Consider the following 15515-nt stretch of genomic DNA (forward strand, 5'->3'; position numbering starts at 1 on the left):
CGGTCATAAAACAACTTGAATGGTGATTGCGCCTGATATGATACCAAATAATGTTGGTACATAAACCATAAATGTAATATTGTGAGGGTTTATGCGATAAACGTAGCCAAATGCAGACACTTTTTTATACTTTAGCAGAATAGGAAAGCTAAGGTCGAACTCTTAAGCTTGTAAGATTGGCATAAAACTAACTATAAAAAGCGCAACTTGAAAATAAAAATAAAAAGAGTAAGAAAATAAACCGGGATGATGAACGACAGGGAGCTACTGATAAGTAGAAGACACCGCACTGACACTCTGTCATTCTTTGCAATACCCAATGTACTCTTCGGATTGAACTTTGGTGTCCTTGCTGGAATGGCTAATACCTTCTTTGGTGTGCCATTATTCGGTGAATTCACAATCTATCTGGGGCAGATATTTGTACTGCTTTGTTTAGTTACGCGTGGAATTAATGCTGCCATTGTCGCGACTACTATTGCTTCAGTTGTCACTGCTGTAACGGCAAACGATCCTTATCTAGTTGTTGTCTTAGCCATTGAAATACTTTTTGTACACGCTGCTCTGAAAAGGGGCGTATTCTTATTTCAATCAGTCATGTTGTTTTGGTTATTGATTGGTACACCTTTACTTTTATTGCTCAATTTTTTAACCACTCAAGCAAGTTCTGATGTACTCATAATTAGTGCGGTAGTGAGAGGGGTTAACGCACTTATATGTGTTTCTTTAGCTGCAATATGCTTATGGTTTTTACCGCAAAGCTTTGTCCAAGCGACTTATAATAAAAAACCACCACGTCTTGCTTCATTGATTTTTTCTTTATGCATGCTGACCGTAACTCTTCCTGCGTTAGCCATCGCATTGTTTTTTGTGAATCAATCTGCGATGCAAAATCAGAAAGCCGTGTTCGAGTCTATGGATAAATTCTCTGACCGCATTATTTCTCAGGTAGACTCAGTATTAATGCAACATAAACAGGGCTTAAAAACTGTCGCTGAAGTGCTTGCAAAATCCGATAGTCTACCGACTAACGAACAGGTTCTGCTCGAATCCACCTTTAATAATAACCTTGCTTTCTCGAGAATTAATATCATTGATAAACAAGGCAATATTGTAAATACCACTAGCGTTAATTCCGCAGATCCCGCGTATTGGCAAGCGTCGTCCAACGTCGCCAGCGAGATATTTTTTAAAGCCACCCAAAGAAGCTTAGATTTTTATGTTTCTCAAGCCTACGCTTTAGGCTCTTATGCTGAGTCTCCTAAGGTCATAAGCCTTTCTTATCCAATTTTAAAGACGCTTAACAATTCAGAAAGTTTTGAAGGTGCTGTGCAAGGTATTATTCCTTTGTCGACCATCGACCGATTAAATGACGAACTAATAACTACCAATGTGAATTACGTTCTCACCGATGAAAAATCTAGAATTCTGGCGACCTCACTCCTTGCGCCCTACATCACACTTTCAACCCTGCAAATGGAATCTATGCAACATCCACTCGTTGACCGTGTGCCAGTAGTGAAACTCGACAATACCGAGTATCTTTTGTTGAAAAACACGACGAGTCAAGGATGGCAATTGCATATTTTAGCGAATACTGGATTAGTGACAGGCCCGATAGTCAATAGCTTCTATATGCTTATTCTTTCTGCAACCTTTGTAATTCTAGCTTTTGCTTTAGTGGCCAGCCAATTAGCCCGGAAAATTACTAAGCCATTAGAAGACATTGCAGCCCACTTCCCTGATAAAGCCCTGCATCCTAAAATAGTGGAAGAATCCAAAGTCAGCGACGAGATTGTAAAACTAACTGACCGACTCATCTCTTCTCATGCAGTAATGAGCGACTTTCAACAACAGTTGACCGAGCAAGTCGAAAGCAAAACAAAACAACTTAAACAGCTCAACCGAGAACTTTATTCGTTGGCACAAAAAGATGGTTTAACCCAGTTATTAAATAGAGCTGGATTTAATCGTTTTGCACTCACCTCGTTTAGAAACTGCATTCGAAACCATATACCTATGTCGATGATATTAATTGATATTGACCATTTTAAGCGTATTAATGACACCTATGGTCATCCATTTGGCGATAAGTGTATTACTATGGTTGCCAAAATATTACAAAAACACTGCAAACGCGATACCGATATTATTGGACGATTTGGTGGAGAAGAGTTTATTATAATGATCGTAGGGAGTGATCCTAAAGAACACCATACTAGGGTTAAGCTGATTTCTGAATCTATACGGCAACTAAATTTCACCCATGATTCAGACAGCGTAAGGATCACTGTATCATCTGGCATTTGCAGCATAATTGACGATTTTTCACTGGATTTTGATACTTTAATAAAGCTTGCCGATGAACAACTTTATTTGAGTAAACGTACAGGTAGAGATAAAACCAGTGTACTTGTTCGATAAATGAACGCTAGTGTCAGAAATGGAATTCTGATATATAAGTAAAGATGGGACAAAAAAAACAACAATTCCTTGAGAATATCCAGAAAGCACTTTTGCTATCGCTTCTTGTTATAGCGAGCAACTTATTTCTGGAAATTGAATTATTTGGTGATACTGAACTTCTTTTTGGTAGCACTTTTGTCATCTTGTCTCTGCAACTAATCCCTTTTCGATATGCTAGTCTCGTCTTTATAGCTTGCTTACTTTCCATGCATCAAACCAACCAGCTTTGGCAAGAGCTGGTAATGGTAACGCTTGAATTTTTTGCTATTGCTTATCTAATTCATCGGCGTTTATTACTTATCGTAGCTTCTGCGATATTTTGGTTATTTTTCGGCGCTCCGTTTTTGTGGATTTTGTTACAGTTTGGAGAGACGGGTTTAAAAGACATCAGCATTCTTTTGACCATTCATACCACCTTAAATTCGGTGTTAAATGCCGCTATAGCAGCAAGCTTGTTAGTGATTATTCCCAATTCTCTGCAAAATCAAAATATTGTTGGAAAACAGAACCGGCTTGCCTCTAACATATTCGCCCTTTGTGCATCTACACTTATGGTCCCTCTACTTCTGGTTTCTTTTGTATACACAGGGGACAGTGCTAAGGAATTCGAAAAACTAACCAGTGAAGATCTGTCTTCTAAAGCCTCCTTTATTAGTCAATTAACCCAAAGTTTTTTGAAAGAACATGAATTAATAATTCGACAACAGGCAGATTTAATCAGTTTAAATACACCGGATTATTTAGTCTATCAATCCATGATAGTGGCACAAAAGCGTAACCCAGCCTTTTACAACATTACCAGCACAGATGAAAATGGGCAGTTTTTGTTATTTGCCCCCGAAAAATTCAAACAAGACTTAGATAATTTATCAGAAGAGCAAAAAACCGTAGCCGACAGACAATATTTTTTAGAAGCCAAAAGAACAGAAAGGATATTCATCTCCAATACCATTATGAGCCGAGGGCTGATTCAAGGGCCAATGTTGTCAATTGCCGCTCCCTATTTTGATAACTCAGCATTTAAGGGCATCGTATTTGGCGCAATCAACTTAAACGCGATAAGTGACTTTAGAACAAAAATTGAAAACTTATTAGATGATTCTTCTGCAATAGTAACGGATAAAAATGGCTTTGTGGTGTTTACAACGGTGGATATTCAACTACCACCTATCAGTAACTTTATTCCGGTTACCACCTATAATTTAGCCAGTAAAAATTTGCAAAGTACCATGGTAAATAATATGAGCTATGTGTATGAGCGGGAAAATAATAGTTATGGTTGGCGTGTGTACGTTCTATCTGATGCCAACACCATGATGAGTCATTTAGAGCATGTTTATTATTTGGTAGGTATAAGTTTAATCTTAGTGTTGAGTATATTTTTAATATTCGCCTACAATTTATCTTCGAAAATTACTGAGCCTCTTGTCGCTTTGCTTAATTCAGATGGTGAATCAAAGCAAACAAACAAACCACTTATCAGCATCAGCAAAGAGTTCGATGATGTTGAATTAAAACTTAAACATTCTAAGTTTTTGGTACAAAACTTTGAAAATCGGTTGAAGCAGCAGGTTACGGAAAAAACCACGCAATTAGAACAATTGAACTTGCAACTAGCAGCCCAAGCACGAGAGGATGGACTAACTCATTTACTCAATCGCACAGGCTTTGATGAGCTTGCAGTTAACGCTATCAAAACTAACTATCGCCTTGAGCAACCTTTTAGTTTAGCTTTGCTAGACATAGACCACTTCAAACAAATCAATGATAACTACGGGCATCCATTTGGGGATAAGTGTCTTCGCGCTTTTTCTGCTTTATTACAACGAAACTGTAAACGTGACACCGACATCATTGGTCGTTATGGTGGTGAAGAGTTTATTATACTGATGAGTGGCAAAAATATAGATGTTCATCACCAAATCATTCAGAATATTCATCAACAAACTATGGGGCTGCAACAAAAGGTACCTAACAGTAATACCAATGTTAGTTTCACAGTAAGCATAGGGATTTGTAGCGTTTTAGGAAACGTGAATTTAAGTCTGTATGACATAGTGAAACTTGCCGACGAAGAGCTCTATAAGTGTAAAAGAGGTGGTAGAAACCGCATTGCTATTCGGACCTATGGATATAGTCCGGAAAACCCTAAGTAATTTTACTGCTCTGACCTGCTTTATTTGTTACAATGCTCGCAATTAATTGAATTGATTCAACGACTTTATGCAGCAACTATTCTATGTATTAAATGGTAGTGTATCGGTTTGTATTTACTTCATTAACACTGTCATTTGTGTAACTCCGTTACTCTTTTTTTCAGTGTGTAAATTAATCCCGATAAGACCGTGGCAAACATTGATGTCTAAAACAGTGGATGCAATTGCGACATTGTGGATAGGGATTAATAATCTTAATCAAAAGATCTTTTCGAGAACTCGTTTTACTTTGAACGCAAGTGGAGAATTGAGAAAGCGTGACTGGTACTTAGTAATTGCCAACCATCAATCATGGGTCGATATCCTTACTCTACAGCGGGTGTTTAATCGAAAAGTTCCGTTTTTAAAGTTTTTTTTAAAGCAGAATTTAATTTTTGTCCCCTTTCTTGGTCTTGCTTGGTGGGGATTAGATTTTCCTTTTATGAAAAGATACAGCAAATCATTTTTAGCCAAAAATCCCCATTTAAAAGGCAAAGATCTAGAAACAACCAAAAAGGCATGTGAAAAATTTAGGAATAGCCCAGTGAGTATTATGAATTTTGTCGAAGGGACTCGATTCTCGCCCAAAAAACTCCCGCAAAACAGTGCATTTAAACGACTGCTGCCCCCTAAATCCGGCGGAATTGCATTTGTGATGAGTGCCATGGGTGAAAGACTCAATAAATTAATCAATGTGACCATTTATTATCCCGGCGGCATACCTAGTTTTTGGGATTTTGTTTGTGGAAAAGTCAAAAATGTCATTGTTGATGTTGACACCATTGAAATTAATCAGTTGAAAACATCCGGTATTTTTAACGAAGGTTATTTTACAGATGAAAACCAAAAGCAGAAATTTCAGCAGTGGTTAAATCAATTGTGGTTACAAAAAGAAGATAAATTGCTGGCACTAGAAAAGGAACACGAAAGTTCATGTGGTCACTAAGAAGTATTATCGTTTTTCCGATCCATTTAACTTTTCAACTGATTAATTTATGTTGGTGGGGAAGTTTAGTCATTATTTTTGGCATGCTTAGATTGGTATTACCATTTAGATTTGGCAAAAAGTTTTTTGCTCGCGCTATGAATCGAATGTACTTTAGTTTCGGCGTATTCAGCGTCGCATTAATTAAGCTATTTAATCGCATAGAAATTGTAATAGAAATTGATGAACCCCTATCGAAACAAAAGTGGTATCTAATCACCGCCAATCATTCTAGTTACCTTGATATTATTTTGTTAATTGACTTCTGCGCGCCACGTATTCCGCCCCCTAAGTTCTTTCTAAAAAAAGAGCTGATTTGGTTACCTTTTGTCGGTTTAGCGGCTTGGGCCATGGATATGCCTTTTATGCGGCGCTATAGCAAAGCCTATGTTGAAAAATACCCGCATCTCAAAGGCAAGGATATCGAAACCACTAAAAAATCATGTGAACGCTATGTGGATGAACCTACAACCGTCATCAATTTTGTAGAGGGCACAAGATTTACTGCTAAAAAACAAAAATTACGTAAAAGTCCATTTTCACACTTATTGCGTCCCAAAGCTGGCGGTATCGCTTTTACCTTGGCGGTGATGGGAGAATTATTCAGTAATATTCTGGACATAACCCTCGCCTATCCTAAATCGACACACCCTATGATGGATATGCTAGCCGGCAGAATGACAAAGATTGTAATAGATGTACGTACGCTTCCGGTGACGAATGACATCATTGGTGATTACTTTGAAAATGAACACTTTCAAAATAAATTTCAAGACTGGCTTAATCGCCTTTGGACCAAGAAAAACGAACGTATGAAGATGTGGATGAGTTAAATGACTAATCAAGCTGCAACACTCTCTCATTTGGTAAATGAAGTATTAGAATATTTTGGCTTTGCCGCCATCTCTACAGAGGGTATGCTTTATCAAGCTATCAGTTTAGGCCTGTTATTTGGAACAGCTTTTGTCCTATGGCTATTATTCCGACTTTTAGTCTTAATTGAATTACCCATTATTGTCAAAAGAACCAAAACTACATGGGATAATCACCTCCATGAGTCAGGCTTCTTTCGCCGTCTTGCACATCTGGTTCCTGGGTTGTTTTTATTCTACTGCAACTCAACCTTGCATTTACAAGAACACCTAGCTTATGACCTGACCTACTATTTTTCATCCTTATACAACATTGTTGTTTCTTATCTATTATTACAGTCACTACTGACCGCCGTTGAAAAAATTTATGCCGAATCTTCGCTGGCGGAGAGAGCCCCTATCACAGGGTTCATTCAGGTAGGAAGATTACTCTTTACCTTGATGTTGGTGTTTTTAATTATTTCACTGTTGATCGGACAAAGCCCTATTTACCTTCTATCAGGGTTAACCGCTATTGCTGCAGTTCTATTGTTGATTTTCCGGGATACCATTCTAGGCTTTGTTTCAGGTATTCAAATCGCAGCAAACCGTATGTTTAACACTGGTGATTGGATTGAAATGCCGAAATATGGCGTGGATGGCGATATTATAGAAATTGGACTTACAGTGGTGAAAGTCAGTAACTGGGACAAAACAATTTCAACTATCCCTACTTATTCTCTGACCACAGAAGCAGTAAAAAACTGGCGTGGTATGAGTGAAGCTGGCGGCCGTCGAATCAAACGTTCGATCAATGTTGATATGCGTTCGATTCGATTTGCCACCGAAGATGATGTCAAGGCATGGAAGAAATTCACGGTATTGAATGAATATTTAACCAATAAAGAAAAAGTGCTGGCCGAAGATAGAATACGAATCGAAACCGATAAGTCTGACATCATAAACTCTCGTAGGTTAACTAACATAGGAACATTTAGAGCCTATGCAGAGCAGTATTTACTGCACCATGTAGATGTACACAAAGAGCTTACCTGCATGGTACGTCAATTAAAACCAACCGAGGTTGGATTGCCCATAGAGATTTACTGTTTCTCTAAACAAACGCAGTGGGTTATGTATGAACACTTGCAGGCAGATATTTTTGACCACTTGTTAGCCGTGTTACCAGTATTTGGCTTGAATGTGTATCAAAGAGTTAGCGATCGCTCTTCAGTACCATCGGCAATAGAGATAAAAAACACCAATGAGTAAAAAAAAATGCTGTTCACAAAGTGAACAGCATTTTCTAAGCTTAAAACAAGATGCTTAATGCAACTTATGAAATTTTTCGCTTATAGAGCGTAAAGCATTAAGCCTGTAACAGCGAGACCAGACACACCAAGAAAACCGTATTCGATTCTTTCTTTCATAGCTTCTGCACCCGACTTAGTAGACAGAAACCCCATGACGATGCAGCTTAATCCTAAAACTAAGGCTAGGATAAAAACAGCAAACTTTAAAGTGAAAACAATTTCGCCCATCTCAGATAATACCTTTGCATAATAACTGCTCGTATTATACTGAATCTTTGGTCTAGTGCTATGCTACTTCGGTCTTTTTTTTAATATTTATGATCTTGGTCAAATTCACTAAGAGTTAGTAATTTATACCAGAATAATGTCGAAATGATTTGATCTAAGTTACTCAAAAATCCGTATCTCTTTGTTTTTTAAACTGTATTTTTTATTGGCGCATGAATTGCTATGGTGAAATTCATATTAAAACAAAAAGATAATTTACTTTTTGTGCCCAAATTGTAAAGACGAAAATAATAGGAATTAATCAAATGAAAGCTATGTTAACCACAATTCTTGCCGTTTTAGCACTAATTTTATCCCCATTTACTAAAGCTGAAGCTCATGAATATGGAGTGTCAGAACAGTGCGATGTAAACATTAATGCTGAACTAAACGTTGCCGAAGATTTAATGACTATTACTTTGGACAATGGCGACATCTTAAAAATTAATGCACAAGGCGATACATGGAAGAACGGGTCACAATTATCATTAAATAGCGCTCAACGCTCGCTAACGCAACAATACTATTCTGATATCAAAGCGCTGGTGCCTGATGCTATCGAGCTTGCTAGCGATGCAATTGCGGTTACCAACACTGCATTGACCAAAGTACTTAACGGTTTATTCGGTGAAAATAATTCTATGGTGCAATCATTAAGTGAAACCTTATCTGAAATTGAAACCGAATTGCGAGACGCAATTTATCAGCCAGACGGCAGTATGCAATTTGGCAAAGCCATATTTGCTGAAGAAGGCAGCTTTTCTAAAAGTTTAAATACTAAGATTGATTCAGCGGTTGAAGAGTTAATGGCAGAAGCTATGGGACAAATGTTTGTGGTCATTGGCAAAGCCATGATGTCAGGCGATACAGATCTTGCCGATTTTGAAACTCGTATGGAAAATCTGGGTGAAGAATTAGAACAAGAAATCGAAGTAGAAAGTGCGAAAATTGAAAGCTCAGCGAAAAGACTATGTGACTCTCTTGAGGTTATCGATAATACTGAGAATGCTTTACAAAAATATTCAGATTTTAGTAAATTAGATTTAGTTAAGCTTAATCAACGTACATAGGATTAAATGGACGTCACTATTATTGGACTTGGCTGGTTGGGTTTGTCACTTGCCCACCAGCTGTCTCAAAACAAGGTAAACATTACTGGTACTGTCACTTCCACAGAAAAGGCCAAGCATCTTCAAGATTCGACCAATTTTAACGTTTTCACCTTTAACTGTTACGATCTCATAGAAGATGAATTAGCAATAAAATTGTTCGAAAATAAACGACTAGTAATCAATATCGCTGCTGGTCGAACAAAATTATCATCCTCTACCTATTTTAAAGCCATAAGCGCCTTAATCGATATCGCGGTTAAACATCAAGTTAAGCAAATAATCTTTATCAGTACGACCTCTGTTTATTCGGGTTACACTGGCATTGTCGGCCACAGTACACCCAAATGTCCCACCACTGAGTCGGGAATTGCCCATAGCCGAATAGAAGATTATTTATTAGATCAGTATGGGCATATGAGTTTAGTATTAAGACTTTCCGGTCTAGTAGGTCCAAACTATGATGGTAGTTTTCGTCATCCAGTGAATACCTTGGTAAAAAAGCAGCAAATAAGTGGCCCTGAATGCCCTGTGAACCTTGTGCATAAACAAGATGTAATTCAAGCTATCGCTGTATTGCTAGAACAGAAAATTTGCGGAAAAGCCTATAACCTATGCAGTTTAGAACATCCACAAAAGCAGCCTTACTACACTTGGTGTGCTCAACAACTAGGAATATCATCACCTAATTTCTTAGCTCAGCAAGAGCAGGATACTTTTCGAATCGTGGATGGTAAAAACGCTATCGAGGAACTGGGGATAGAGCTCGTCTATCCCTCTCCGTTTGACATGCTTCCAGCCTAGCCGATAAGGGCGAAACCAAAATATTTTTGTAATACTGTATTGATGAATATGATGAACAAAATGCTAGGAATAAAGGTGCCTAAAGAAAAGGTCACATATTTTTCTAACCAACTGCCTTTATAGTCTTCGGCTCCTTGTTCTAGCTCCTCGTTGAACGCAAGTTTCTTCCAACGGTAGACGACAAACAAACATATCAATAAACCATTCAATGGCAAGATAGTATCGTAGAATACGTCGTAAACCAGATCAAAAAAGGATTTGTTCTGGTCTGCATAACTGACAAATGACGTAAAGAAATCAACAAATCCAAACGATAATGCACACATAACCGAAAACACCACTAACAAGATTCCGCATACAACCAAGGCTTTCTTTCTAGAAACTTCTTTTTCGCACATAAGGGATGCTACTGGTACCTCGAAAATTGACACTAGCGAGGTGATGGCTGCGAAAAACACTAAGAGGAAAAATACGGATGCGATAAAACTTGCGCCTACATATCCTAAAGAACTCTGAAGCTCTAAGAATATTTGCGGCAAATAAGAGAAGATCATAGATACAGAGCTTTCACTTAGCTCGTTTGGATCTACCTCAGGATTAAAAGAAAATATTGCAGGTAGAATCATCAATCCTGCAGTAAAGGCTACAGCCGTATCTGTTAATGCAACCAATTTAGAGGCTTCAGGTAAGTTAGCTTTTTTATTAATGTAGCTACCATAAGTGATCATTATTCCCATGCCTAAAGATAGCGAAAAGAAAGCCTGAGACAAAGCGCCATTGATGACGCTGGCATTAATCTTCGAAAAGTCTGGAATCAGGTAGTATTTAACCCCTTCAATTGCGTTGTCACGGGTCAGGACAAAAATCACCAAGGCTACCAACATCACGAACAAAGCGGGCATGAGTACTTTGGCGGCTTTTTCAATGCCTTCTTTAACCCCACCTTGCAAAATTAAATAAACAATTAAAAGCACTAGTGCCATGTACAAGAAAAGCGAATTACTGTTGATGAAGGTACCAAAGGTACTTGGGTCGGCAAGAACATCTAAATTGCCCATCACGGACTCGACTAAATAACCGAATATCCAAACGGTGATCACCAAGTAAAATACGGCAATCATAAAGGGGGTGATAATTGACAACCAGCCTGCAATTCGCCAAAGGCCACTTTTATTAGATAAGTCGCTGTAAGCCCCGAGCGGGTCTTTTTGCCCAGCTCTACCCACCGTCATCTCGGCAATCATTACCGGCAAGCAAATGAAAAATACAAAAATAGCGTACATTACTAGAAAGGCGCCACCACCATTTTTTGCAGCACCAACGGGAAAACCCACAAGATTGCCTATACCCACAGCAGAGCCAGCTGCCGCAAGTATAAAACCTAGCTTAGAGCCAAACTGCTCTCTATTACCAGACATTATGAAGTCCTTTTGTTGTTTTTATTATTTGAACTTAAATGTTAACAGTCATTAACACTAATGTCTGCTATTTCTGTATTGGATTTGAGGATATTTTTTACTGTCTCTACCAGTTAATGGACTTAGCATCCCAGTCAATATAATAGGGCGAATTTTCAATCTTTGCTTGTTTGCAAATATCCACCAAACGCTCCGCGGTAAATTCAGGCGTAAAGAGCTTTTCAGGTTTAACATTCCCTTGAAATGGTGCCGATAACTCTGTGTCTACAGTACCTGGGTGATAGCTAATTAAGATGGTATTGGAACGTCTTCTTTGATATTCCACCCAAGCCGTTTTGATGACCATATTTAACGCTGCTTTCGCACTTCTATAGCCATACCAGCCGCCAAGTCGATTGTCTGAGATACTGCCTACTCTGGCTGAAATAATACTGATGACGGCCTTGTCTTTACACACAAGATTGACCAAATGCTTTAACCATAATGCAGGCAGAACCGTATTAATGCGAAAGTATTCCAAAAATTGTTCCTGCGAAATATCTTCCAGCCGTTTTTCGGGAGTTAATTTGATGCCATCATCTTTGTGCAGCACACCTAAACAGCAATATACTTGATGAAAACAGATTTTTTGCTCAGCCATTATTTGGGCGAACTCGGTAATCTCAGATTCTTCATCTTGCACCATATAATGACTAAACCTGGGATCTTGATGTTTTTTTTCGTTTCGTGACACTGAAAAGATATGAGCAATCTCATCATCTTTACTTAATTCATTAATAACAGCACTGCCTATACCGCCATTGCTCCCAATGACCAATACATTTTTTTTCATTTGCTGTTAATCCTACACTTATCCTCACATTCAGGTTTGCCCATCAACCACGCGGAAATCTTATGTCGATGACGCGCAAATAATAAATAGCCTTTATCTGCAAACCAGCGAATAACCGGCCATCGCAAAGGAGCATAAAGCCAGCCAAAACCGACTATCCCCCAAGCTCTGTGAGCGACATCCAAACCAAAGAGTAAGCGACCATCTTCTTCCATTCCATGAATACGCGCATCTAGATCTTGAACCGACAAGTGCGGATATCGCACCGAAAAATCATCTTCGGTGATATCTTCAAATTGAATATCGCCTTTAGTGTCACGTTTTTTCAATGCCCGTACTTCTTTCATACACAAGGGGCAACTGCCATCATAAAAAAGGGTAAACGCCATATTAACTCCTCAAAAAGATACAGTATTTACGTTAAATATTTTATTTTGGTTGACTTGAATTGAGCTCAAAGATGCCTCACTTTGTATACAATAATGAACATACAAGTTTAGGATACTTATGGCAGAAGAAAAAATTACCCTAGCTGGCGGATGTTTTTGGTGTATAGAGTCAGCTTTTAATCAAGTTGAAGGGGTTATAAGCGCTTACTCTGGGTACGCGAATGGACAAATAGACTCCCCATCTTATGAGCAGGTTTGTTCTGGTGATACGGGGCATGCAGAAGTGGTGCAAGTCACCTTCGATACAGACCAAATTTCCAGACGTGAAATATTGGAAATCTTTTTTGCGTTACACGACCCAACACAATTAAATCGTCAAGGAAATGATGTGGGTACGCAATATAGAGGTGGTATTTATTATACTGATGAATCTCAGAAACAGGATGCCCAAGCAATTGTTGAGGAAATTAAGCAAGCTCAAGTATATGAAGATCCAATAGTGACCGAAATAGAGCCCCTAAGCTCTTATTTTCAAGCTGAGGATTATCATCAAGATTACTTCAATAATAATCCTCAGAACGTTTACTGCAACATGGTAGTCGCGCCTAAATTGGCAAAATTTAAGAAGACCTTTGCTAAACGTTTAAAATCTTCCTAGGGTGTTTAAAACCATTCATTTTGGATTTTGAGTTTAAACAACAACGGCGAAAATCGTTGATAAAGTGCGAGGTTGCCCTCACAGGTCGCATTTTTATGATAGTTTCGCTTCCAAGGATCATTTATCAAATAAAGGGTATCGCCATGCACTGCAACGCCTTCCAAAGAAGCATTGTCCATTAGGTGCATGGGTTCACATCCTTCTCCTAATGATGGTGCATAAAAGACCAAAGGTAGTATCACTGTTGGCTTTTTCTTATTTAAGTCAATGATCCACAATTCATTGTCATTGCGCGCGGCTGCGATTAAATATCCTTGTTCATCTGACGCATAATAAGTGTCCATGCCGTTAATAGGATGATTGCCAGCATCAAAAGTCGGAATATCTAATTCAGCGTCTTTAACCGGCAAAAAGTCAGTGGTCGAGAAGGTTTCTGCTGTCAACTGTACTTCGAAAACTCTAGGTTGAGTATTGGCATCTTTCTCAACGCCTAAAAGCAATCTAGCATCCTTAGTAACCGCCAAGCCTTCGATGCCATCATTAGGAAAATTGCCCATATTATCATTTACATCAAACTGCACAGGTCTGACTGATTCAACCGATAAGTGATCGTCATGTTGCTTCAGTAATACCAATAAACTAGGGTAATCTGTAGAACCTGAGTTTGCATATTGCTGAGCACATTCTGGTGTTAGTGGTTCTCCTCTTGTGGCATCTTCTGTTACCCATATCCAATGATTTTGGAGTAAAGGATGTCGCACCATAGCTTCAAAGTCGGGCATACCATTTAAATAGGTGTAAAAACAGGAATTAACCACGATATCTTGGTAGTCAGTGATAGGGATTTTTTTAATTACCTCAGCAGACTCAGGATTAAACAGATGTAACCTGCGAACTTGTGATTCATCAGCGCTAGCATCAGATAATGAATAGATATAGTTTTCATCAGCAGATAAACCCGAACTCTGTGGGTTTAACATGGTGGTGCCATCTTGCTCTACTACCCAAACACCCTCTAGTCGTATTTCTGAAATGGGTGCTTTAGGGTCTAGAACGTGAGTTTCAACTGTCTGGCTATCACTGCAAGCAAAAACAAAATGAAGAGTGCTTAAAGTTGTCAATAATCGCAGAAGGTTTCCGTTCACTGTTATAGTTCCCTGTTTAACACATTAAACGCCTATTATTACTCAATAATGTGTAAATTGTAATGAATGTTTACATAAGAAACGCTAATCCTATGTTTTTGATCAAACTTTTTTATAACCACATGATATGCTAATGAATAATCGATACCTTTAGTTACTTTTAAAACGTGGTAAATAGTCAAAATATCCCGCTGATTATCGCCGGTCCGCAGTTGCGTCATTTGGCGAAAAATAAATTGAGTATATGGTATGTCAGTCGCGAGTTGATTGACTGCAAACCCGTTATTCAAGAAGTAGATGCGCCAACAAAATCACAAGTCTCTATTCAAGGCGTTCAGCACATTCATTGGCAACTAGGTGAAAAGTGTTTTATCAACTTGCTGTCAATAGATCTTGATTCTGAACTGGCTGAAAAACAAAGATATACTTATGATTTAACCTTTACTTATGAAGGTAAAGCGAGTTCTTTTGCACAAGAACTCCCTGAAATGTGTTATTCAGGGTATGCAGCATTCAGTTTCAAATTCGTATCACAACTTGAAAATGTGTTGCACGGCTCTTGTCGCAAAGCACATTATCCAGAACAAGATAGCCTACCCCAACTAGCCAATTTAGTTGCTCCAGATGCCAATGACGATTTACGCCCTGATATTGTCCTTTTCACCGGTGATCAAGTGTATGTTGACGATGTTGCAGGGCCCATGCTACATGCCATACAACAAGTCATTCAAGCGCTGGGTTTATTCGAAGAAGAGATTCAAGGGAGTAAAATACAAAATTCGAAAGAATTAATTGGTCATCCTGATTGCTTTTACCAGCGACAAAATTTATTACCCGAGACCGAAATCAATGAGGATTTAGAAAAGGTATTTTTTAAAGGCAAAAAAAAGCCTGTGTTTACTTCGGTGAATGCGCAAAACCATCTGATTGCACTAAATGAAATGATTGCGCTTTACTTGTTGAGTTGGTCTTCGCGGTTATGGTCATCAATTGACCTTTCAGCTCCCGATATTGCGACAGAGTTTCAGCCGAGATATGCCTCTGAAAAGTAGCCATAGAAAACTTTTGTAAGGGCTTATCTCA

The 15515-nt window shown here is 38.5% G+C and carries 14 protein-coding genes; 9 read left to right on the plus strand and 5 right to left on the minus strand.

Annotation, left to right across the window (positions count from 1 at the left end; translation table 11 throughout):
- Window positions 1–357: 357 nt before the first annotated feature.
- The 5 genes from ACNKW3_RS15135 (at window position 358) to ACNKW3_RS15155 (ending at window position 7769) form a co-directional block, all read left to right on the plus strand.
- Window positions 358–2424, plus strand: a complete 2067-nt coding sequence (locus ACNKW3_RS15135; RefSeq protein ID WP_427400158.1) for a sensor domain-containing diguanylate cyclase — start codon at window positions 358–360, stop codon at window positions 2422–2424.
- A gap of 44 nt (window positions 2425–2468) precedes the next feature.
- Window positions 2469–4622, plus strand: coding sequence for a sensor domain-containing diguanylate cyclase (locus tag ACNKW3_RS15140; protein ID WP_427400159.1), 2154 nt, complete (start codon window positions 2469–2471; stop codon window positions 4620–4622).
- A 67-nt stretch (window positions 4623–4689) separates the two neighbouring features.
- Window positions 4690–5607: an acyltransferase gene (locus ACNKW3_RS15145; protein ID WP_427400160.1), complete on the plus strand. Its 918-nt coding sequence runs from the start codon at window positions 4690–4692 to the stop codon at window positions 5605–5607.
- Window positions 5595–6479 (plus strand): acyltransferase, encoded by an 885-nt coding sequence (locus ACNKW3_RS15150; RefSeq protein WP_427400161.1) that lies wholly within the window; start codon window positions 5595–5597, stop codon window positions 6477–6479. Before ACNKW3_RS15145 ends, ACNKW3_RS15150 begins: the two co-directional genes overlap by 13 nt.
- Complete coding sequence (locus ACNKW3_RS15155) at window positions 6480–7769, plus strand: mechanosensitive ion channel family protein (RefSeq protein WP_427400162.1); 1290 nt, start codon at window positions 6480–6482, stop codon at window positions 7767–7769.
- A gap of 80 nt (window positions 7770–7849) precedes the next feature.
- Here the strand turns inward: ACNKW3_RS15155 and ACNKW3_RS15160 are convergent, their stop codons facing one another.
- Window positions 7850–8038, minus strand: a complete 189-nt coding sequence (locus tag ACNKW3_RS15160) for a hypothetical protein (RefSeq protein ID WP_427400163.1) — start codon at window positions 8036–8038, stop codon at window positions 7850–7852.
- A 305-nt stretch (window positions 8039–8343) separates the two neighbouring features.
- Here ACNKW3_RS15160 and ACNKW3_RS15165 point away from each other — a divergent pair, with 305 nt between their 5' ends.
- Window positions 8344–9147, plus strand: a complete 804-nt coding sequence (locus ACNKW3_RS15165) for a DUF2884 family protein (RefSeq protein WP_427400164.1) — start codon at window positions 8344–8346, stop codon at window positions 9145–9147.
- A 6-nt stretch (window positions 9148–9153) separates the two neighbouring features.
- Entirely contained in the window at window positions 9154–9990 is an 837-nt protein-coding gene (locus ACNKW3_RS15170; RefSeq protein ID WP_427400165.1) for an NAD-dependent epimerase/dehydratase family protein, read from the plus strand.
- Here the strand turns inward: ACNKW3_RS15170 and ACNKW3_RS15175 are convergent.
- From ACNKW3_RS15175 to ACNKW3_RS15185, 3 genes are all read right to left on the minus strand, one after another.
- The gene (locus tag ACNKW3_RS15175) at window positions 9987–11408 is read right to left on the minus strand and encodes a sodium-dependent transporter (RefSeq protein ID WP_427400166.1); all 1422 of its coding nucleotides are present in this window, start codon (window positions 11406–11408) and stop codon (window positions 9987–9989) included. The two genes, ACNKW3_RS15170 and ACNKW3_RS15175, sit on opposite strands and share 4 nt — an antisense overlap.
- A gap of 106 nt (window positions 11409–11514) precedes the next feature.
- Window positions 11515–12240, minus strand: a complete 726-nt coding sequence (locus tag ACNKW3_RS15180; RefSeq protein WP_427400167.1) for an SDR family NAD(P)-dependent oxidoreductase — start codon at window positions 12238–12240, stop codon at window positions 11515–11517.
- On the minus strand, window positions 12237–12629 hold the full coding sequence (locus ACNKW3_RS15185; RefSeq protein WP_427400168.1) for a thiol-disulfide oxidoreductase DCC family protein: 393 nt from the start codon (window positions 12627–12629) through the stop codon (window positions 12237–12239). The genes ACNKW3_RS15180 and ACNKW3_RS15185 overlap by 4 nt, the downstream gene beginning before the upstream one ends.
- A gap of 118 nt (window positions 12630–12747) precedes the next feature.
- Between ACNKW3_RS15185 and msrA the strand changes: the two genes are divergently transcribed.
- On the plus strand, window positions 12748–13287 hold the full coding sequence (gene msrA, locus ACNKW3_RS15190) for a peptide-methionine (S)-S-oxide reductase MsrA (RefSeq protein WP_427400169.1): 540 nt from the start codon (window positions 12748–12750) through the stop codon (window positions 13285–13287).
- Window positions 13288–13292: 5 nt separating this feature from the next.
- Here msrA and ACNKW3_RS15195 read toward each other — a convergent pair whose 3' ends face one another.
- On the minus strand, window positions 13293–14408 hold the full coding sequence (locus ACNKW3_RS15195; RefSeq protein WP_427400170.1) for a hypothetical protein: 1116 nt from the start codon (window positions 14406–14408) through the stop codon (window positions 13293–13295).
- Between the two features lie 191 nt (window positions 14409–14599).
- On the opposite strand from ACNKW3_RS15195, the gene ACNKW3_RS15200 reads away from it, so the two are divergent.
- Window positions 14600–15484, plus strand: coding sequence for a hypothetical protein (locus ACNKW3_RS15200; RefSeq protein ID WP_427400171.1), 885 nt, complete (start codon window positions 14600–14602; stop codon window positions 15482–15484).
- Window positions 15485–15515: the final 31 nt, after the last annotated feature.

The organism is Glaciecola sp. 1036 (assembly GCF_050306235.1).
Classification (GTDB): Bacteria; Pseudomonadota; Gammaproteobacteria; order Enterobacterales; family Alteromonadaceae; genus Glaciecola.